The following is an 18,069-nucleotide window of genomic DNA, read 5'->3' on the forward strand; positions in this document are numbered from 1 at the left end:
GGCAATGCGCCGCGGCACCGCGCCACCGCCGCCCGTTCCGCGCCCACTCTCGGTCACTTCAGTCATGCCCCCATAGTAAACCGATCTGTATACTCCCTGCCAGGTAGACAGATCGGTTTACTCGCCCGCCTCTCGGGCGCGGCTCGCACGACGGGAGGAATCCATGAACGTCCCGCTCTCGATCGCCTTCGTGCTGACCTGGAGCTCCGGGTTCATCGGCGCCAAACTGGGCGCGGGCAGCGCGTCCGCGGTGACCGTGCTGATGTGGCGCTTCCTGCCGCTGGCCGTCGCCCTCGGGCTCGTCGCGCTGCTGTGGGCCCGCGCCTCCTGGCGGGGCCTGACGGCGCGCGACGTGGGCCGGCAGGCGGCCGTGGGAGCGCTGTCGCAGAGCGGCTACCTGCTCACCGTGTACTACGCCATCCAGCTCGGCGTCTCCAGCGGCACCACCGCCCTGATCGACGGCACCCAGCCCCTGGTCGCGGGCGCCCTCGCCGGGCCGCTGCTCGGCCACTGCGTCTCGCGCACCCAGTGGGCCGGCCTCGGCCTCGGCGTGACCGGAGTCGTCATCGTCACCGCGGCCGACTTCTCGGGCGGCGGCGACGCCGCGTGGTGGGCCTACGCGGTGCCGTTCCTCGGCATGTTCTCGCTGGTCGCCGCGACGTTCCTGGACCGGCGCGCGATCCGCGCGGTCGCCCCTTCCGTCTCCCTGACGGTCCACTGCGTCACGAGTACCGTCGTCTTCACGGGGCTGGCGCTGGCGTCCGGCGCCGCGACGCCGCCCGCCAAGACGTCCTTCTGGGCGGCGATCGGCTGGCTGGTGGCGCTCTCCACCTTCGGGGGCTACGGCCTGTACTGGCTGATCCTGCGCCGCTCGGGAGTCACCCAGGTCAATACGCTGATGTTCCTCATGGCGCCGGTGACGGCCCTGTGGGGTGCCCTGATGTTCGGTGAGCCGTTCGGCCCGCAGACGGCGGCCGGACTCGCCGTCGGCCTCGCGGCCGTGGTGGTCGTGCGGCGCGGCGCCCGCACCCGCCGGGCCGCCGCACCGGCGGCATGGTCTACGGAGGCGTCAGGAAAGCCTGCACAGCCGGTGCGTACCGGCCGGTGATCTCGTCGATCTCGGCGGCGCGCACGTGCGGGCCGCGGGCGATGCCGTACATCACGCCGAGCCCGAGCAGCATGCCCACGGCGAGCTCGGCCCGCAGCCCCGCGTCCGGCCCCGCGAGCCGCTCGCTCAGCCGCTGGGCCACCTGGGTGCGGAAGTTGGCGCGCAGGATGTCGCCCTGCTCGCCGTGGAGCGGGGCGAAGACGATGCGCAGGATCGGGTCGGCGCCGCGCTCGGCCTGACCGGTGAGCAGCTGGCGGACCATGTGGCGGCCGAGGTCCGGCAGAGGTGCGTCGAGGAACCCCTCCGCGTCAGCGTCGAACGACATGACCCGGGAGAACAGCGCATCCTTGTTGCCGAAGTACTTCAGGATCAATGGAGCGCTCACGCCTGCCCGTTCGGCCACCGCTCTGAGGGTGATGTCGCCGTGCGCGTGCCGGGCCAGGAGGTGGCGGGCGGCGCGGACGATGGCGTCCTTGGTCGCCTCCGCGTCCCTGCGGGCGGCGGGCGGCGGTGGATTGGGGGGCGGCTCGGCCCGAGGCGCCGCGCTCGCCGCGGACCCGTGCGATCCCGCCATGGTCACCGTCCCTCCAGAGCCGATTCCTGGGCGGGCCCGCCGGGCCCGGCGGGCGCCCGCTCGCTCTCCGTGGCCGGGTCCGAGGGTATGGCCAGGGCGGCGGCGCACGCGACGAGCGCCACGGTTCCGGCCATCGCGAAAGCGAGCCGGTAGCCGCCCAGGGTGGGGATCTGCACGCCCTCCACGGCCGAGGTGTGCCGGACGAGCACGGCGGCGACCGCCGCGCTGGAGACGCTCTGGCCGATGGTGCGCATCAGGACGTTCACCCCGTTCGCGGACGCGGTCTGGGCGACCGGCACCGCCCGCAGGATCAGCGTGGGCAGCGCCGAGTACGCGAAGGTCGTCCCGGTCGAGACCACCGCGGCGCCCAGCACGATCACCCAGAGGTCCCGGCTGTCGGCGATCCGTACGGCGTACCCGAGCGCCATGACGACGGCGCCGACGGCCAGGGTCACCCGGGGCCCGCGCGATGTGGAGACGCGGGCCGACAGCGGCGAGAGGACCAGCATGATCACTCCGTTGGGCAGCAGGCACAGGCCGGTCGCCACGATCGACAGTTCCAGCCCGTAGCCGGTCCCGGCGGGCGCCTGCACCAGCTGCGCGGTCACCAGGGAGTTGGCGTAGAAGGCGAATCCGGCCAGCAGCGCGCTCACGTGCGGCAGCGCCACGCGCCGCCCGGACGCGAGCCGCAGGTCCACCAACGGCTGCTCGGACCGCAGTTGCATCCGCCACCACAGGGAGAGGATGCCGAGGGCGGCCGCGAACAGCCCGAGGACCGGCCCGCTCCCCCACCCCCACTGACCACCCTGGGACACTGCAAGCAGCAGACAGACCAGACCGGCCGCGAGACCCAGCGCGCCCCGGGTGTCGAACCGTCCCGGCGAACGCACCGGGGACTCGCGTACGGCCCACCGGGCGAGCAGAAGCCCGCAGAGGCTCAGCCCCGCGGTCGCCCAGAACATCATGTGCCAGTCCGCGTACTGCACGAGGAGCGCGGCAAGCGGCAGGCCGAGCGCGGCACCGATCCCGACCGTGGAGCTCATCAGGGCGACCGCCGATGCCGTGCGGTGCGGCGGGAGTTCGTCGCGCAGAATGCTGATGGACAGCGGCACCACCGCGGCGGACGCGCCCTGCAGGGCGCGCGCCGCGATCAGCAGCCGGATGTCGGACGTGAGCGCGCAGAGCACCGATCCGCCGGCCATCAGGCCGAGGGCGATGAGCAGCACGCGGCGCTTTCCGTACATGTCGCCGGCCCGGCCGAGGACGGGGGTGAGGACGGCTCCGGACAGCAGGGTCGCGGTGACCAGCCAGGACACGGCGCCGACCGAACTGCCCGTCAGCCGGGGCAGATCCGGCAACAGCGGGACGACCGCGGTCTGGGTGACGGCCATGAGGATGCCGCCGAAGGCCAGGACGGGTACGGCGAGACGGGCGCGGAGGCCCCTCGTGTCGCCCGGTATCGGAACGTGCCCCATGACGTGTCCCCCGCCCGTCCGAGGTGAATTTGAATTCACCATAGCGGGTGAATGGGTATTCACCCCGAGGAATTCGGAATACGCACGGCGCGCGTGCGGCCCGCCGCCCGCTCGGGTGCCCGGCGGGGCGGTGGCCGTCAACCGCCCCGCCGGACAAGGTGGTTACGGCCGGGCAGGTCCATGTGGGGCGGCGTCGGTCATACTGCCGCCCATGAACCGACTCCGCATCGGCCTGGTGGGCACGGGCCCCTGGGCCACCGCCACGCACGCCCCCGCGCTGGCCCGGCATCCCGGCGTCGACCTCAGCGGTGTCTGGGGGCGCCGCCCCGAGGCGGCGGCCTCGCTCGCCGCCGCACACGGCACGACGGCGTTCCCGGACGTGGACGAACTGTTCGCCGCGAGTGACGCCGTGGCGTTCGCGGTCCCGCCCGATGTACAGGCGCCGCTCGCCGCGCGCGCCGCGGCGGCCGGCTGCCATCTGCTGCTCGACAAGCCGGTGGCGACGACGACGCGGGGAGCGCGGGATCTGGTGGCGGCGGTCGAGCGCGCCGGGGTGGCGTCCGTCGTCTTCTTCACGCTGCGCTACGCCGCCGCCAGTGCGGCCTGGGTATCCGAACAGGCCACCACGGGAGGCTGGTTCACCGGTCGCGCCGACTGGTACGGATCGTTCTACGCCGCGGACGGCGGTGCGGATGTCGCCTCCCCGTGGCGGGCGAGCCGGGGTGGGCTGTGGGACGTCGGCCCGCACGCCCTGTCGATGCTGATCCCCGTACTCGGTGACGTGACCGCGGTGACGGCGGCGTCCGGCCCCGGGGACACGGTCCATCTCATCCTGCGACACACCGGCGGGGCCTCCAGCACAGCGACGCTGAGCCTCACCGCTCCGGCCAAGTGCGCTGGTTTCACTGTGGAGTTGCGCGGCGAGAGCGGGACGGTCGCGCTGCCGACGTGGGAGGAGTCGGGCGGCGCGTTCGAGACGGCCGTCGACGAACTCGCCGCGTGTGCGGACAGCGGCCGGTCGCATCCGTGCGACGTGCGGTTCGGCCTGCGGGTCACGGAGATCCTGGCGCGGGCGGAGGAGCAGATCACGGCCACGTGAACGCCCGGGAACAACCACGGGCGGTCGGTACCGTGGCCGCTACGTAATGGCGAGTGACGGCACCGACCGCAGCCGGTGGCCCTATGAAACCGGTGCGGGAAGAAGAGCCGTGCGGTCCCGCACTGCTCTGATTCCGACCACGCAGACCGGAATACGAACAGTTGTCCCACACGCTTCCCGCAGCGGCCCGATAGGCCTAGGGGGTACCCAATGCCGGGGAATTTCAGCCATTCTCAAACGCCCCGGACAAGATGCCCCGCTGTTGTACACGGGTGCCGCCCGACGATCAAACCTGCAGGTCGGTGACCCCGCACGCTCCATCATGCCTGAGCGACTGATCGTTTTCTTCGGGCAATGTTTACTACCAAAGCCGATGTGAATATTTAGACTGATCACGCTCCAACTCGGCGTGCACCAAGAGGGATTACCCACCATGAACAAGACGGCGCTCCGCGCTCTGCTCCGCGAACGACGCGCCCTCATAGCCCCGGAATCACACGGCTTCGCCCGTCCGACAGGCCAGGGCCGGCGAGCGCCCGGCCTGTCCCAGCACCAGGTCGATCAGTTGCTGCACCGCACGTTCGGTACGTACCACCGGCTCGAATCGGGCAATTATCCCAACCCGCCGACCTCGCTCCTCCGCGACGTCGCCCGCCTCTTCGGGCTCAACGAACAGGAGTGGGTGTCCCTCTGCCGTTACGCCCTGCTGCAGGACCCGCCCGGCCCGCTCCACCTGTCCTCCGGCAAGGAGGTGCCCGGCGTCTGGCAGGAGGCCGTCGACGGGATAGGGCACATGGCATACGTGACCGACGCCTCCTGGGAAATGCTCGCCTACAACGCCGCGTTCGCCAGCATGTTCCCCGGCGGCAAGGTTCCCGGCAACACCCTGCGCTGGATGCTCCTCGACCCGCACGGCCGCCAGACCCTGATGAACTGGCACCACGCCTGGGCGCCGATGGTGCTGCCGCAACTGCGCGCGGCGCTCGCCACCAGGCCGGACGACGACATCCTGCGGCAGATCGAGAAGGAGATCCTCGCCGACCCGCAGACCGCCGACCTCTACACCGCGGGCACCTCGCACCCCCACCCCGACGGTGACGAGCGCCCGCTGCGGCACGCCACGGAGGGGCCGGGCTGGGTCACCATGTGCGCGGCACAGCCCCTGACGGCGCCCGGCTCCCGGCTGATGATCCTGGTGTTCCACCCCGGCGAGGTCAGGACCCAGTCGCCCGCTCCCAGCCTCCGCTCCGAGTGAGACCCGGTACGACCCGCGGTCCGCGCTCTGGGTGACACCCGGACCAACGACGAGTCCCGCCCTCATCTCCGCGCACCTTCGCACATCACCGCACGTCACCGCGGTCCACTCGTACGAACATCCGACGGTACGGCGCTCGAGAGGCCGCTACTCGACAGGGCACTCCGGCCCCAGTGAAGTACTTTGGCCACACCCCACCCTTCTGCGTTCCTGGGGAGTCGCCCCATGACTGCTCACGTACTCAGCCCCCACACCGTCCTCGGTGACCACAAGGTCACCACGGCCGAGATAGCCGACGACGTGAGCGCGCACCACGCCGAGCACCCACGCTTGCGCGCGCTGCTCCGCGTCATCGGCAACTGCGGGGTGCAGACCCGCTATTTCACGCGCCCCCTCCACTCCGCCACCGTGGCCGGCACGGCCGACGTCGAAGAGCGTGTCCGCACCGCCTTCGACGACGCGCTCACCCTGGCCGAGCGCGCCGCGACCCGGGCCCTGGACGCCGCCGGGCTCACCGCACCGGACATCGACGCGATCGTCACCACGCACACCACGAGCTGGGCCGTCCCCAATCTGGACATCCACCTCGTCTCGCGCCTCGGCCTCCGCCCCGACCTGCGCCGCGTCGCGCTCACCTCGGTGGCCTGCCCCGGCGGCGCGCAGGCCCTCCTCCGAGCCGCCGACCTCCTCGCGGCACGGCCGGGCAGCAAGGTCCTCGTGGTGGCCGCCGAGGTCCTCTCCAGCATCTACCACCACAGCGACACCGGCATCGAGTCGATGATCTACAAGGCGCTGTTCGGCGACGGAGCCGCCGCGACCGTCGTCACCGACACGCCACTGGGACCCGGACTCGCCATCGACGACACCCTCGAGTACGTGCTGCCGGACAGTCTCGAACGGCAACGCGGCCGGATGGCCGCCGACGGCATCCACTTCGACTCCACGAAGCAGGTCCTGGCCGCGGTCACCGACATCATGCCCCGCCTGGCGGAGTGGCTCGGGCCGCGCCGCCTCGACTTCGCCGTCCTCCACCCGGGCAGCACCCGCATCATCGCCGACACCGTGGCCGCCCTGCACCTGGACGACCACGCGGCACGGCACTCCCTCGACACCCTCAGTCACGAGGGCAACCTCGGCGGCGTGAGCATCCTGCGCGTCCTGGAGCGCACCCACGCCGATCCGCCGGACGACGGCGCGGACGGCGCGGTCATCGCTTTCGGCCCCGGATTCGCCACGGCGGCGCTGCGCTGCCACTGGCGGAGCCAGGGCTAGAGCCTGCGCCTCCGCCGAAATCCCGTTGCCGCCCTCCCGCCTCCCTGCTGAGGTGACCGTATGAATCATGAAGCGGTACTGGCCGCGTACGACCGGCAGTTGCGACACGACGCGGGGAGCGAGGGCGCGGGCACGCGGGTCGAGCGGACCGGCGGTGTCGTGCGCGTGACCGGCTCGGCCCACGACTGGAACGGCGTCCTGTGGGCGGACATCGACACGGCGACGGCCGACCCGGTGATCGCGGCGCAGGTGCGCCACTACACCGACGCCGGGCGGGAGTTCGAGTGGAAGCTGCACTCCTACGACCGCCCCGCCGACCTCGCCGAGCGGCTCGTCGCCGCCGGGTTCGAGGCCGAGCCGCTGGAGACCGTCATGGTCGCCGAGGCCGACACCCTGCTCGACGACCCCGGTCTGCCCGACGGCATCCGGCTGCTCCCGGTGACCGACGCGGCGGGCGTGCGGCTCATGGCCGAGGCCCACCTGGCGGCTTTCGGAGCGGACGACGCGGCGCTCAGCGAGCACCTCGCCCGGCGTGTCCTCGACCGGATCACCGAGACACCGGACGAGATCGTCGCGGTCGTCGCCATGGCCGGTGACCGGCCGGTGTGCGGCGCGCGGATGGAGTTCCGCCCGGGCACCGACTTCGCCGGCCTCTGGGGCGGAGGCACCGACCCGCAGTGGCGCGGCAAGGGGATCTACCGCGCGATGGTGGCCCACCGCGCCCGGATCGCGGTCGCCCGCGGCTACCGCTATCTGCAGGTCGACGCCTCGGACGACAGCCGCCCGATCCTTGACCGGCTCGGCTTCGCCACACTCTGCACGACCACGCCGTACGTGTACCGCCCGTAGGACGGGACCGCGCCGACCGAGTGCCGGGAGCGACCGCTCAGCCGAGCAGCTCGGCGATGGCTTGCGCCGTGTCCGTCTCGCCGAGCCTCGGGAAGATCTTCTCCACGCTGTTGCGGTGGGCGTCGGCGTCCATGTCGGTCACGGCGTCCACGGCGACGGTGACGTGGTAGCCGTGCTCGTGCGCCGCGCGGGCGGTCGACTCCACCCCGATGCTCGTCGCGATGCCTGCGACCACGACCTGGGTGACGCCCCTGCGGCGCAGCTGCAGGTCGAGATCAGTGCCGTAGAAGGCGCCCCACTGCTGCTTGGTGACGACGATGTCGCCGTCGGCCTGCCGGAGTTCGGGCACGAGGTCCGCCCAGTCCGCGGGCACCTCGCCGCCGCGCGTGGGGGCCTCGGTACGGCCCGGGGCGCCGCCGGTGACCCGTACCAGGACCACGGGCAGACCGCGCTCGCGGAAGGCGTCGGCGAGCGCGGCGGCCCTGTCGACGATCTCCTGCGAGGGGTGGGCGGTGGGCAGGGCGGTGATGCCCTTCTGGAGGTCGACGAGGACGAGGGCGGTGGTGGGGTCAAGGACGGTGGCGGTCATGGGAGTTGTGCCTTTCTGTACCGGTTTTGGCTGTGGCTGTTCTGCCGGTGGCTGTGCTGCGAGTGACTTGGCTGCGAGTGGCTTTGCTGCCTGTATCTGTGTTGCCTGTATCGGTGTCGCGGGTCCGCAGTGCGCGGTCCGTGGCGGTCAGGGCGACGAGGGCCAGCGCCAGGGCGCCGCCGACCGTGGCCATGAGGTGGAGCCCTCCGTCGTCGGCCCGCTGCCCGTAGGCGAGGCCGATGAGTCCGGAGGCCGTGATGGCGCCGAGGTACTGGGCGGTGCGCTGGAGGCCCGCCGCCGCCCCGATGGCGTCGGCGGGCGCGTACTGCTGCACGGCCGCCTGGTTGCCGGTGCCCATGAGTCCTTGCGGGATGCCGAAACAGGCACCGGCCAGGAGCAGCACGGCCAGCGGAGTGGAATCGTTCGTGCCGAGCAGCAGCGCACTGCCGACGGCCAGGAGCACCGCGGCGACGGTGAGCGGTGCGCGGATGCCCTTCGTGCGCGCCCCGATCAGCGAACAGGCCAGCGCGGCAAGGGACATCGGCAACATGACGAGACCGGTGTGCAGCGAGGAGTAGCCGCGCTCTTCTTCCAGCCACTGGGTGAAGCCGTACATCACGCAGTACACGACGAGGTAGCTCAGTCCGTGCCGCAGGTAGGTGCGGGCGAGCGCGTGGTGGGCGCCCAGCATGCGCAGGTCGATGAAGGGGCTCGGGTGGCGCAGCTCCCACGCGGTGAGCACGGCGGCGAGCAGGACCGCGGGGGCGAGCAGCCACCACATCGGGTGGCGCAGGTCGAGCAGGAAGACGACTAGGCAGCTGAGCGCGCCGGTGAAGAGCAATATGCCGAGCGGATCGAGCGTGCCGGACCGGCCGCCGCCCTCGGCCTGTTCGCCACCGTCACCGTCACCGGCCGCACTCCCCCGGCCCGCCCGCTCCGTGCCCGGCGCGTCCTGGGGGATCCAGCGCAGGGCGCTGCCGTACGCGAGGAGCGCAACCGGCACGTTGGCGGCGAAGATGCCGCGCCAGCCCGCGGTCGCGGCGAGGAGCCCGCCGAGCGTCGGCCCGACCGCCGCGCTGCCGAGCGCCGCGAAGGAGAGGCGTGCGAGGACGGGGCGCGGGGTGGGCCGGCCGAGCCTCGCGGACTCGGCGCGCAGGACGGCCATCGCCGCCGGGTACGCGGCGGACGTGCCGACGCCGAGCAGCAGCCGCGAGACGAGGAGCCAGCCGAAGCCGGGGGCGAGCGTCCCGACGAGACCGGACGCGACGACGACCAGGAGCCCGCCGAGGAAGACGCGGCGCGGTCCGACGCTGTCGGCGAGGCGGCCGAGGACGGGCTGGGCGACGGCGCTCGCGAGGTAGAGCACGGAGACGAGCCAGGCGGTGTCGGCGGGGCCGACGCCGAAGTCGTGGCCGATCGCCACCAGGCCTGTGGAGATCATCGTGGTGTTGAGCGGGTTGAGCAGGGAGCCGAGGAGCAGGGGCGCGGTGAGCCGCGCGCCGAAACCGGGCCGCTCCTCCCCTGCCTGCTCCGCCCGCGCGGCGGGCGTGGTCCTCATCGCCCTCACTTGCGCACCAGTCGCTCCAGCAGCTCGACCGCGTCGGCGAGCCGGCGGCGCTCGGCCGGGTCGAGTTCGTCGGCGACGGCCTCCGCCAGCCAGTCCTGCTTGGCGGCCCGCGCGGCGGCGAGGGTGCGACGGCCCTTGTCGGTCAGGGAGAGCACGGACTGCCGCCCGTCGTTCGGGTCGGGGGTCCGCCCGATCAGCTCCATGGTCTCCAGCGCGCCCACGGTCATCCGCATCGACTGCGGCCGCACGAGTTCCGCCCGCGCCAGGCCCGCGGTGGTCGCCGGGCCCTCGCGGTCGAGCCGGGAGAGCACGGAACGCTGCGAGGGGCTGAGGCCGCTGCCGGGCGAAGCCCCGCGCAGCCGTCGCACCAGGCGTCCGACGACGTTCGTGAGATCGGCGGCGATGTCCTGCGGCGTGGGGTCGCCATGGTGTCCACTCATGTCGCCACTCTACGATTTGAGCAGGCAGACTTGCAAACTTACCTGTCTATCCAGCTATCCATCCAGTGCCCCGGAACGCGAAAATCCGCCCTCGCCACAGGGGCGGGAGCGGATGTTTCACGCGGAGCGTTTCGCGATGCGGGCGGCGTCAGCGGATCGGCATCCCCGACAGCGTCCGCGCGATGACGAGACGCTGGATCTCGCTCGTGCCCTCGAAGATCGTGTAGATCGCGGCGTCGCGGTGCATGCGCTCCACGGGGTACTCGCGGGTGAAGCCGTTGCCGCCGAGGATCTGCACGGCCTGCGCGGTGACCTTCTTGGCGACCTCGCTCGCGTACAGCTTCGACATGGAGCCCTCGGCCGACTCGAACTTCTTGCCGGTGGTGGCCATCCAGGAGGCGCGCCACACCAGGAGGCGGGCCGCGTCGATCTGGGTGCGCATGTCGGCGAGCTGGAAGGCGACGCCCTGGTTGTCGATGATCGGGCGGCCGAACTGCGTACGCGTCTTGGCGTATTCGAGTGCCTCTTCGTACGCGGCACGGGCCGTGCCCACCGCCATGGCGCCGACGGCCGGGCGGGACGCCTCGAACGTGGCCATCGCGGCGTTCTTCACCCGCTCGCCCCCCGACTTGGCGCGCTCCCGGGCGCGGGCCATGCGCTCGTCCAGCTTCTCCTTGCCACCCAGCAGACAGTGGCCGGGCACGCGCACGTCCTCCAGGACGACCTCGGCGGTGTGCGAGGCGCGGATGCCGTGCTTCTTGAACTTCTGCCCCTGGGCCAGGCCGGGGGTGGCGGGCGGGACGATGAAGGAGGCGTGCCCCTTGGAGCCGAGCTCCGGGTCCACGACCGCCACGACGACGTGGACGTTAGCTATGCCGCCGTTGGTCGCCCAGGTCTTCGTGCCGTTGAGGACCCACTCGTCCTTGGCCTCGTCGTAGACGGCGCGGGTCCGCATGGCCGCCACATCGGATCCGGCGTCGGGCTCGGAGGAGCAGAAGGCGGCGACCTTCACGTCGTTCACGTCGCCGTACATCTGCGGGATCCAGGTCCCGATCTGCTCCTCGGTGCCGTTGGCGAGCACACCGACGGCGGCCAGACCCGTCCCCATGATGGACAGGCCGATGCCCGCGTCACCCCAGAAGATCTCCTCGGTCGCCATCGGGATGCCGAGGCCCGAGGGGTCGAAGAACTGCTGGGCATAGAAATCCAGCGAGTAGATCCCGAGCTTCGCCGCTTCCTGGATGATGGGCCACGGGGTCTCTTCGCGCTCGTCCCACTCGGCGGCCGCGGGGCGGATCACATCGGCGGCGAACCCGTGGAGCCAGTCCCGGACCTCCTTCTGTTCGTCGTTGAGCTCCATGGTGAACTCGGCCATGACCCCTCCAGGACCTGCGATCAACTGCGGCGTTACTTGCGGTAACCGCAGTCTGTTACCGGCCAGTAGTCCATGTCAACTCCCGGCAGCCCGTTCGATACGCGCCGACCGGCGGGTGTTACGTTGCGCGTGCGTCACCGATACAGCACGGGCGGGGAGAAACGATGGAGACCACGCAGCGGACCGATCAGCAACGGTCCGCGGAGCACCGACGGCGCGAGTTGCTCGAGGCCGCGGACCGGGTCGTGCTCCGCGACGGCCCCGGCGCGTCGATGAACGCCATCGCCGCCGAGGCGGGCATCACCAAGCCGATCCTCTACCGCCACTTCGGCGACAAGGGCGGGCTGTACGCCGCGCTCGCCAAGCGGCACACCGACGCGCTCCTCGAAGCGCTGCGCGCCGCGCTCGACGCCCCCGCCGAGCGCAGGGAGCGCGTCGAGGCCACCCTCGACACCTATCTCGCGGCGATCGAGGCACGCCCCCAGGTCTACCGCTTCCTCATGCATCCGTCGGAGGCCCCCTCCCCCGGCGAGCAGGGCTTCGACGTCGGCCTGCACTCGGCCCCGCTGCTCCGGCGCCTCGGCGAGGAGCTCGCCGAGGTCATCGAGGAACGCGTCGACCTCGGCCCGGAGAGCGCGCAGCTGGCCCGCGTGTGGGGACACGGCATCGTCGGCATGATGCACGCGGCAGGAGACTGGTGGCTCGGTGAACGACCGTGCCCGCGGGCCCAGTTGGTGCGCAGCCTCGCCGACCTGCTGTGGGGCCGGCTCGCCGCGGCGGGCAATCGCGTCGGCGGCCCCGGGTTCTGACCTCGGATCCTGTCTTCGAACCCCGGTTCAAAGACAGGATCTCAGACGTTCCAGGAGGCCCTGGCGGCGGCCCGCAGCACCCTGCGGCGCCGCCAGCCCGTGACGCGCTCGGTGTAGACGCCGCCCTCCAAGTGGTCGTACTCATGCTGCAGGCAGCGGGCGAACCAGCCCGTCCCGTGCACCCGGATCGGCTCCCCGCGCAGATCGAAGCCTTCGACCACGGCATGGTCGAAGCGCGGCGTGCCCGCCTCCAGACCGGGCAGCGACAGACACCCCTCCGGGCCCCGCACGATCACTCCATCGGCCTCGACGAGCGTCGGATTGACCACATGCCCGAGGTGGCGGACGTCGTCGTCGTCCTCGCAGTCGTACACGAACACCCGCAGGCCCAGGCCGACCTGGTTCGCGGCGAGTCCCACGCCCCGTGCCGCGTACATCGTCGCGAACATGTCCTCGACGAGATCCGCCAGTTCGGGTCCGAAGTCGGTGACCTCCTCACACGCCGCGTGCAGCACGGGGTCACCGAGCAGGGTCAGAGGTCGTACGCGCCCCGAGGCGCCCGGGATCGTGCTGTGTCGCATGGCGGCAAGAGTACGGTCCAGGGGACGGAGCGGCACCGGCGAGGTGCCGAGGTGGTGCCGTGATTCGGGCTTGCCAGTGGATCTCGATAGGCTGAGCAACGAATCGATGCCGGGGGCAGGCGCGGCGCCGTACGCAAGGAGGATCTCGACAGATGTCAGGCAACACGGACCCGCTGTCGCCGCGGGCCAAGCTGGCCGTGACGGCGGGCAAGGCGGCCGCGGCGGTGTCACGCGCGGCGGGCCGCGGCAGCGGATCGGTGATCGGCGGCAAGGTCGCGCTCAGGCTCGACCCCGAACTGCTCGGACGGCTCGCCACGCACCTGGACGTTGTCCTCGTGTCGGCCACCAACGGCAAGACGACCACCACGCGTCTGATCGCCGAGGCGCTGCGGGCCAGCGGCCCGGTCGTCTCGAACGCGCTGGGCGCGAACATGCCCGCCGGAATCACCTCCGCCCTCGCGGGCGGCTCCGACGCGCGGTTCGGTGTGATCGAGGTCGACGAGAAGTACCTCGCGGGCGTGGCCCGGGACGTCGACCCCAAGGCGATCGCGCTGCTCAACCTCTCGCGCGACCAGCTGGACCGCGCCGCGGAGACCCGCATGCTCGCCGAGCACTGGCGCGAGGGCCTGGCCGGTTCCAAGGCCGTGGTCATCGCCAACGCCGACGACCCGCTGGTCGTCTGGGCGGCCTCCTCCTCGCCGAACGTGGTGTGGGTGGCCGCGGGCCAGGAGTGGAAGGACGACGCCTGGTCGTGCCCCTCCTGCGGTGGCGTCATGCAGCGCCCCGGGGACGACTGGTTCTGCGGCGAGTGCGGCTTCCGCCGCCCGGCGCCCAGCTGGGTGCTCTCCGGCGACCACGTCCTCGACCCGCACGGCTCGGCCTGGCCGATCCACCTCCAGCTGCCCGGCCGCGCGAACAAGGCCAACGCCGCGTCGTCGGCCGCCGTCGCCGCCGTCTTCGGAGTGCCCCCGCAGGTCGCTCTGGAACGCATGTACCAGGTGCAGGCCGTCGCCGGACGCTACGACGTGGTGCAGTTCCAGGGCCGCGACCTGCGCCTGCTCCTCGCGAAGAACCCCGCGGGCTGGCTCGAGACGTTCTCGCTGATCGACCCGCCGCCGACCCCGGTGATCCTGTCCGTCAACGCCCGCGGCGCGGACGGCACGGACACCTCGTGGCTGTGGGACGTCGACTACACCCGGCTCGCCGGTCACCCGATCTTCGTGCTCGGCGACCGCAAGCTGGACCTCGCCGTGCGCCTGGAGGTCGCGAACCTGGACTTCCGGGTCTGCGAGAGCCTCGACGAAGCGGTGCAGCTCGCCCCGCCCGGACGCATCGAGACCATCGCGAACTACACCGCGTTCCAGGACCTGCGCCGCCGCGTCGGCAACTGACCCGCCCGGATAAGGACATGAGCATGAGCGACAACAGCCTGCGGCTGGTGTGGGTCTATCCCGACCTGCTGAGCACGTACGGAGACCAGGGCAACGCCCTCGTCGTGGAGCGCCGCGCCCGTCAGCGCGGACTCCAGGTCGAGCGCTACGACGTGCGCAGCGACCAGCCGGTGCCGACCTCCGGCGACATCTACCTGATCGGCGGCGGCGAGGACCGTCCGCAGCGTCTCGCGGCCGAGCGGCTGCGCCGCGACGGCGGCCTGCAGCGGGCCGTGGGCAACGGCGCGATCGTCTTCTCGGTCTGCGCCGGCTACCAGATCCTCGGCAACGAGTTCATCAACGACCTCGGCCAGCGCGAGCCCGGCCTCGGCCTGCTCGACGTGGTCTCCACCCGCGGCGAGGGCGACCGGTGCGTCGGCGACGTCCTGGGCGACATCGACCCGCAGCTGGGCCTGCCCCCGCTGACCGGCTTCGAGAACCACCAGGGCATCACGCACATCGGCCCGTCCGCGCGGCCGCTGGCGCGCGTCACGCTCGGCCGGGGCAACGGCACGGGCGACGGCACCGAGGGCGCGTACAACGGCACCGTCTTCGGTACGTACATGCACGGCCCCGTCCTCGCCCGCAACCCGCTCATCGCGGACCTGCTCCTGAAGCTGGCCCTCGACGTGAACGCGCTGCCGCCCACGGACGACCGGTGGTACGAGGCGCTGCGCGCCGAGCGCATCGCCGCCGCCAAGGAGCCCGCGTAACACCCCGGCACGGAGCCCGCCTGACGCCCCGCCCGCACATGTGAGCGGGGCAGTCCAGCCCTCGGACGCCTGATGCGGCCCCGCCCCCCGCCGCCTATAGGGTGGCGGGGATCCAGCCGGACGACGTGGTCCGGTCATCGACCCACGTTGCAAAGGTATTCCGGGCCATGCGCATTGGTGTCCTGACCTCCGGCGGCGACTGCCCCGGCCTGAACGCCGTCATCCGTTCCGTCGTGCACCGCGCGGTGGCGGACCACGGTGACGAGGTCATCGGCTTCCACGACGGCTGGAAAGGCCTCCTGGAATGCGACTACCGCAAGCTCGACCTCGACGCGGTGGGCGGCATCCTCGCCCGCGGCGGAACGATTCTCGGCTCCTCGCGCGTACAGCCCGCACACCTGCGGGACGGTGTGGAGCGCGCCCGGGGACACGTCGCCGAACTCGGCCTCGACGCGATCATCCCGATCGGCGGTGAGGGCACCCTCAAGGCGGCCCGGCTGCTTTCCGACGCGGGCCTGCCCATCGTCGGGGTGCCCAAGACCATCGACAACGACATCGCGGTCACCGACGTCACCTTCGGCTTCGACACGGCCGTCGGCGTCGCCACCGAGGCCCTCGACCGTCTCAAGACCACCGCGGAATCGCACCAGCGCGTCCTGATCGTGGAGGTCATGGGCCGGCACACCGGCTGGATCGCCCTGCACTCGGGCATGGCCGCCGGCGCGCACGCCATCGTCGTCCCGGAGCGCCCCTTCGACATCGAGGAGCTGGCGAAGAAGGTCGGCGAACGCTTCTCGGCGGGCAAGAAGTTCGCGATCGTCGTGGCCGCCGAGGGCGCCAAGCCCCGTGCGGGCTCCATGGAGTTCGACGTGGGCGCCAAGGACATCTACGGCCACGAGCGGTTCGCGGGTATCGCCCGGCAGCTCTCCCTCGAACTGGAGCACCGCCTCGGCAAGGAGGCCCGGCCGGTCATCCTCGGCCACGTCCAGCGCGGCGGCACCCCCACCGCGTACGACCGCGTCCTCGCGACCCGCTTCGGGTGGCACGCGGTCGAGGCCGTGCACCGCGGCGAGTTCGGCCGGATGACGGCGCTGCGCGGCACGGACATCACGATGGTGCCGCTGGCCGAGGCGGTCGAGACGCTGAAGACCGTGCCCGAGGAGCGCTACGCCGAGGCGGAGTGCGTGCTCTAGCCGGGTCGCCCGTCGTCCTACTCGCCCCCGGTCGTGTCAGCGGCCGGGGGCAGTTCTACTCTGGTGCCGACACACGTCGCACAATCCGCACGAATCAGGAGCCACTGGATGGATCACAGCGGGCACGGCATGAACATGGATCTGCCGCCGTTCACGCTGGGTCGAGGCCTGGAACCCTCCGCCGACCCCTTCTTCCTCATCGGCTGCCTGGTGGCCCTCGCCCTGTACGGGTGGGGCGTGGCGCGGCTCGTGCGGCGCGGTGACAAGTGGCCGGTGGGCCGCACGATCTCGTTCGTGCTCGGCATTCTCACCGTGCTGCTCGTCATGTGCACCAAGCTCAACGACTACGGCATGGTCATGTTCAGCGTGCACATGTCCCAGCACATGGTGATCAGCATGCTGTCGCCGATCCTGCTGCTGCTCGGCGCGCCGATCACACTGGCGCTGCGGGCACTGCCGGTGGCGGCGCGCGGCCACAAGGGCCCGCGCGAGTGGCTCCTCTGGGTGCTGCAGAGCCGGTACGTCAAGATCATCACGCACCCCGCGTTCACGATCCCGCTCTTCATCGCGAGCCTGTACGCGCTGTACTTCACGCCGCTCTTCGACACCTTGATGGGCTCCAAGGCGGGCCACATCGGGATGATGGTGCACTTCCTCGCCGTCGGCCTGGTCTTCTTCTGGCCGATCATGGGCGTCGACCCGGGGCCGCACCGGCCCGGCTACATCTTCCGGATGCTGGAGCTCTTCGCGGGCATGCCGTTCCACGCGTTCTTCGGCATCGCGCTGATGATGGCGACCGAGCCGATGATCGGCACCTACATGCACCCGCCCGCTTCGCTCGGCATCGACGCGCTCTCCGACCAGGAGGCGGCCGGCGGCATCGCGTGGGCCTTCAGCGAGATCCCGTCCGTGGTGGTCCTGGTGGCCCTGCTCTTCCAGTGGCGGCGCTCCGAGGACCGTGAGGCACGGCGCAAGGACCGTGCCGCGGACCGGGACGGCGACAAGGAGCTCGAGGAGTACAACGCCTATCTGGCCTCACTGGCCGCTCGCGGACGCTAGCGCGGGAGGGTCCTCCCGGGTCACGATGGCCTTCGGACCGCGGTCTCGGCGCGACGTCGCCGCAGGCTGCCGGGAGGAGGCTGTGCGATGCCCAGTTCCACGAAGACCATGGGCGGGTTCACCATCGGAGGCCTGGTCATGGTGACGGCCTACACAGTGACGCTCGGAAGCAACGGCTGGCTGTGGTTCGGCTGGGTGGTGGTCGGTCTGATCACCCTGGCCATGGTCCTGTCGCGCGGCACTCCCTGAGGCCCGCCGGGAAGGCCCGTATCCAGGCCGTGGCGCCGCTCAGAAGCGGAACACGTGACCGGTGTCCGCATCCAGGGCGCAGACGTTCGGGTACGTCTTGTGCCAGCCGACCGCCCGGCCCTCGTACGTGCCGGTGGCGGTCGCGGTGACCGGCTCGAACTCCTTCGTGCACGCGTGCGGGTCGCGCGGCAGCGCGTCGAAGTCACCCCGCGCCCGATCGATCGCCGCACAGGCCTCGGCCGCCCGCGGGTGGTGCCCGGAGGGCTCGGGCGCGCAGCGCAGCAGCACCCCGCGGATCCAGGTGTTCTGGGCGCCCGAGACGGTGAGGACCAGACCGCGCCGGGGCGCCGGGGCCGCGTCCGCCGCCTGGGCGGGGAGGGCGGCGCCGAGGGCGATCAGGGTGGCGGCCGCGAGGGGGAAGGGGCGCATGGG

Annotated in this window: 19 protein-coding genes; 11 read left to right on the forward strand and 8 right to left on the reverse strand. The window is 71.8% G+C overall.

Annotated elements, in window-relative coordinates:
* The first annotated feature begins 163 nt into the window (after positions 1-163).
* A complete protein-coding gene (locus tag ACZ69I_RS29095; RefSeq protein ID WP_470835574.1) occupies positions 164-1,108 on the forward strand; it encodes a DMT family transporter in 945 nt (314 codons plus the stop codon).
* Here the strand turns inward: ACZ69I_RS29095 and ACZ69I_RS29100 are convergent.
* Together ACZ69I_RS29100 and ACZ69I_RS29105 are read right to left on the reverse strand one after the other, a co-directional pair.
* Positions 1,059-1,682, reverse strand: coding sequence for a TetR/AcrR family transcriptional regulator (locus tag ACZ69I_RS29100; protein ID WP_467681148.1), 624 nt, complete (start codon positions 1,680-1,682; stop codon positions 1,059-1,061). The two genes, ACZ69I_RS29095 and ACZ69I_RS29100, sit on opposite strands and share 50 nt — an antisense overlap.
* Before the next feature lie 2 nt (positions 1,683-1,684).
* Positions 1,685-3,157, reverse strand: a complete 1,473-nt coding sequence (locus ACZ69I_RS29105) for an MFS transporter (RefSeq protein ID WP_467681150.1) — start codon at positions 3,155-3,157, stop codon at positions 1,685-1,687.
* Between the two features lie 211 nt (positions 3,158-3,368).
* Between ACZ69I_RS29105 and ACZ69I_RS29110 the strand changes: the two genes are divergently transcribed.
* The 4 genes from ACZ69I_RS29110 (at position 3,369) to ACZ69I_RS29125 (ending at position 7,632) form a co-directional block, all read left to right on the forward strand.
* A complete protein-coding gene (locus ACZ69I_RS29110) occupies positions 3,369-4,256 on the forward strand; it encodes a Gfo/Idh/MocA family protein (protein WP_470835576.1) in 888 nt (295 codons plus the stop codon).
* A gap of 433 nt (positions 4,257-4,689) precedes the next feature.
* Positions 4,690-5,511 carry an MmyB family transcriptional regulator gene (locus tag ACZ69I_RS29115; protein WP_467681154.1) on the forward strand — a complete coding sequence of 274 codons (822 nt, stop codon included), beginning with the start codon at positions 4,690-4,692 and terminating at the stop codon, positions 5,509-5,511.
* A 225-nt stretch (positions 5,512-5,736) separates the two neighbouring features.
* The gene (locus ACZ69I_RS29120) at positions 5,737-6,783 is read left to right on the forward strand and encodes a PhlD (protein WP_470835577.1); all 1,047 of its coding nucleotides are present in this window, start codon (positions 5,737-5,739) and stop codon (positions 6,781-6,783) included.
* Between the two features lie 60 nt (positions 6,784-6,843).
* Complete coding sequence (locus tag ACZ69I_RS29125) at positions 6,844-7,632, forward strand: GNAT family N-acetyltransferase (protein ID WP_467681158.1); 789 nt, start codon at positions 6,844-6,846, stop codon at positions 7,630-7,632.
* 37 nt (positions 7,633-7,669) lie between these two features.
* Here the strand turns inward: ACZ69I_RS29125 and ACZ69I_RS29130 are convergent, their stop codons facing one another.
* The 4 genes from ACZ69I_RS29130 to ACZ69I_RS29145 all read right to left on the reverse strand — a co-directional run bounded on the left by ACZ69I_RS29130 (position 7,670) and on the right by ACZ69I_RS29145 (position 11,603).
* Complete coding sequence (locus ACZ69I_RS29130) at positions 7,670-8,221, reverse strand: isochorismatase family protein (protein ID WP_467681160.1); 552 nt, start codon at positions 8,219-8,221, stop codon at positions 7,670-7,672.
* Positions 8,202-9,779, reverse strand: coding sequence for an MFS transporter (locus tag ACZ69I_RS29135; protein WP_470835579.1), 1,578 nt, complete (start codon positions 9,777-9,779; stop codon positions 8,202-8,204). The genes ACZ69I_RS29130 and ACZ69I_RS29135 overlap by 20 nt, the downstream gene beginning before the upstream one ends.
* Positions 9,780-9,784: 5 nt before the next feature.
* The gene (locus tag ACZ69I_RS29140) at positions 9,785-10,228 is read right to left on the reverse strand and encodes a MarR family winged helix-turn-helix transcriptional regulator (protein WP_470835580.1); all 444 of its coding nucleotides are present in this window, start codon (positions 10,226-10,228) and stop codon (positions 9,785-9,787) included.
* A gap of 148 nt (positions 10,229-10,376) precedes the next feature.
* Positions 10,377-11,603, reverse strand: coding sequence for an acyl-CoA dehydrogenase family protein (locus ACZ69I_RS29145; protein ID WP_470835581.1), 1,227 nt, complete (start codon positions 11,601-11,603; stop codon positions 10,377-10,379).
* A gap of 164 nt (positions 11,604-11,767) precedes the next feature.
* Here ACZ69I_RS29145 and ACZ69I_RS29150 point away from each other — a divergent pair, with 164 nt between their 5' ends.
* Positions 11,768-12,412: a TetR/AcrR family transcriptional regulator gene (locus ACZ69I_RS29150; RefSeq protein ID WP_150164114.1), complete on the forward strand. Its 645-nt coding sequence runs from the start codon at positions 11,768-11,770 to the stop codon at positions 12,410-12,412.
* Between the two features lie 41 nt (positions 12,413-12,453).
* Here ACZ69I_RS29150 and def read toward each other — a convergent pair whose 3' ends face one another.
* A complete protein-coding gene (gene def / locus ACZ69I_RS29155; protein ID WP_470835582.1) occupies positions 12,454-12,993 on the reverse strand; it encodes a peptide deformylase in 540 nt (179 codons plus the stop codon).
* A 152-nt stretch (positions 12,994-13,145) separates the two neighbouring features.
* Here def and ACZ69I_RS29160 point away from each other — a divergent pair, with 152 nt between their 5' ends.
* From ACZ69I_RS29160 to ACZ69I_RS29180, 5 genes are all read left to right on the forward strand, one after another.
* Complete coding sequence (locus ACZ69I_RS29160) at positions 13,146-14,384, forward strand: MurT ligase domain-containing protein (protein ID WP_355806916.1); 1,239 nt, start codon at positions 13,146-13,148, stop codon at positions 14,382-14,384.
* Between the two features lie 23 nt (positions 14,385-14,407).
* Positions 14,408-15,136, forward strand: coding sequence for a type 1 glutamine amidotransferase (locus ACZ69I_RS29165; protein ID WP_467681171.1), 729 nt, complete (start codon positions 14,408-14,410; stop codon positions 15,134-15,136).
* Positions 15,137-15,303: 167 nt separating this feature from the next.
* On the forward strand, positions 15,304-16,329 hold the full coding sequence (locus ACZ69I_RS29170; protein WP_470835583.1) for a 6-phosphofructokinase: 1,026 nt from the start codon (positions 15,304-15,306) through the stop codon (positions 16,327-16,329).
* A gap of 108 nt (positions 16,330-16,437) precedes the next feature.
* The gene (locus tag ACZ69I_RS29175; protein WP_467681175.1) at positions 16,438-17,388 is read left to right on the forward strand and encodes a cytochrome c oxidase assembly protein; all 951 of its coding nucleotides are present in this window, start codon (positions 16,438-16,440) and stop codon (positions 17,386-17,388) included.
* Positions 17,389-17,475: 87 nt separating this feature from the next.
* Complete coding sequence (locus ACZ69I_RS29180) at positions 17,476-17,637, forward strand: hypothetical protein (RefSeq protein WP_467681177.1); 162 nt, start codon at positions 17,476-17,478, stop codon at positions 17,635-17,637.
* 39 nt (positions 17,638-17,676) lie between these two features.
* Here the strand turns inward: ACZ69I_RS29180 and ACZ69I_RS29185 are convergent, their stop codons facing one another.
* Complete coding sequence (locus ACZ69I_RS29185; RefSeq protein WP_467681179.1) at positions 17,677-18,066, reverse strand: SSI family serine proteinase inhibitor; 390 nt, start codon at positions 18,064-18,066, stop codon at positions 17,677-17,679.
* Positions 18,067-18,069: the final 3 nt, after the last annotated feature.

The sequence above is a fragment of the Streptomyces sp. NPDC036815 genome (genome assembly GCF_055609205.1).

What these genes read in the sequence shown, in the direction of transcription:
- def (WP_470835582.1), bottom strand. Translation starts at nt 12,993, where the DNA reads ATGCGACACAGCACGATCCCGGGCGCCTCGGGGCGCGTACGACCTCTG.
- ACZ69I_RS29135 (WP_470835579.1), bottom strand. Translation starts at nt 9,779, where the DNA reads ATGAGGACCACGCCCGCCGCGCGGGCGGAGCAGGCAGGGGAGGAGCGG.
- ACZ69I_RS29175 (WP_467681175.1), top strand. Translation starts at nt 16,438, where the DNA reads ATGGATCACAGCGGGCACGGCATGAACATGGATCTGCCGCCGTTCACG.
- ACZ69I_RS29115 (WP_467681154.1), top strand. Translation starts at nt 4,690, where the DNA reads ATGAACAAGACGGCGCTCCGCGCTCTGCTCCGCGAACGACGCGCCCTC.
- ACZ69I_RS29145 (WP_470835581.1), bottom strand. Translation starts at nt 11,603, where the DNA reads ATGGCCGAGTTCACCATGGAGCTCAACGACGAACAGAAGGAGGTCCGG.
- ACZ69I_RS29130 (WP_467681160.1), bottom strand. Translation starts at nt 8,221, where the DNA reads ATGACCGCCACCGTCCTTGACCCCACCACCGCCCTCGTCCTCGTCGAC.
- ACZ69I_RS29105 (WP_467681150.1), bottom strand. Translation starts at nt 3,157, where the DNA reads ATGGGGCACGTTCCGATACCGGGCGACACGAGGGGCCTCCGCGCCCGT.
- ACZ69I_RS29110 (WP_470835576.1), top strand. Translation starts at nt 3,369, where the DNA reads ATGAACCGACTCCGCATCGGCCTGGTGGGCACGGGCCCCTGGGCCACC.
- ACZ69I_RS29140 (WP_470835580.1), bottom strand. Translation starts at nt 10,228, where the DNA reads ATGAGTGGACACCATGGCGACCCCACGCCGCAGGACATCGCCGCCGAT.
- ACZ69I_RS29170 (WP_470835583.1), top strand. Translation starts at nt 15,304, where the DNA reads ATGCGCATTGGTGTCCTGACCTCCGGCGGCGACTGCCCCGGCCTGAAC.
- ACZ69I_RS29165 (WP_467681171.1), top strand. Translation starts at nt 14,408, where the DNA reads ATGAGCGACAACAGCCTGCGGCTGGTGTGGGTCTATCCCGACCTGCTG.
- ACZ69I_RS29185 (WP_467681179.1), bottom strand. Translation starts at nt 18,066, where the DNA reads ATGCGCCCCTTCCCCCTCGCGGCCGCCACCCTGATCGCCCTCGGCGCC.
- ACZ69I_RS29160 (WP_355806916.1), top strand. Translation starts at nt 13,146, where the DNA reads ATGTCAGGCAACACGGACCCGCTGTCGCCGCGGGCCAAGCTGGCCGTG.
- ACZ69I_RS29100 (WP_467681148.1), bottom strand. Translation starts at nt 1,682, where the DNA reads ATGGCGGGATCGCACGGGTCCGCGGCGAGCGCGGCGCCTCGGGCCGAG.
- ACZ69I_RS29150 (WP_150164114.1), top strand. Translation starts at nt 11,768, where the DNA reads ATGGAGACCACGCAGCGGACCGATCAGCAACGGTCCGCGGAGCACCGA.
- ACZ69I_RS29180 (WP_467681177.1), top strand. Translation starts at nt 17,476, where the DNA reads ATGCCCAGTTCCACGAAGACCATGGGCGGGTTCACCATCGGAGGCCTG.
- ACZ69I_RS29125 (WP_467681158.1), top strand. Translation starts at nt 6,844, where the DNA reads ATGAATCATGAAGCGGTACTGGCCGCGTACGACCGGCAGTTGCGACAC.
- ACZ69I_RS29120 (WP_470835577.1), top strand. Translation starts at nt 5,737, where the DNA reads ATGACTGCTCACGTACTCAGCCCCCACACCGTCCTCGGTGACCACAAG.
- ACZ69I_RS29095 (WP_470835574.1), top strand. Translation starts at nt 164, where the DNA reads ATGAACGTCCCGCTCTCGATCGCCTTCGTGCTGACCTGGAGCTCCGGG.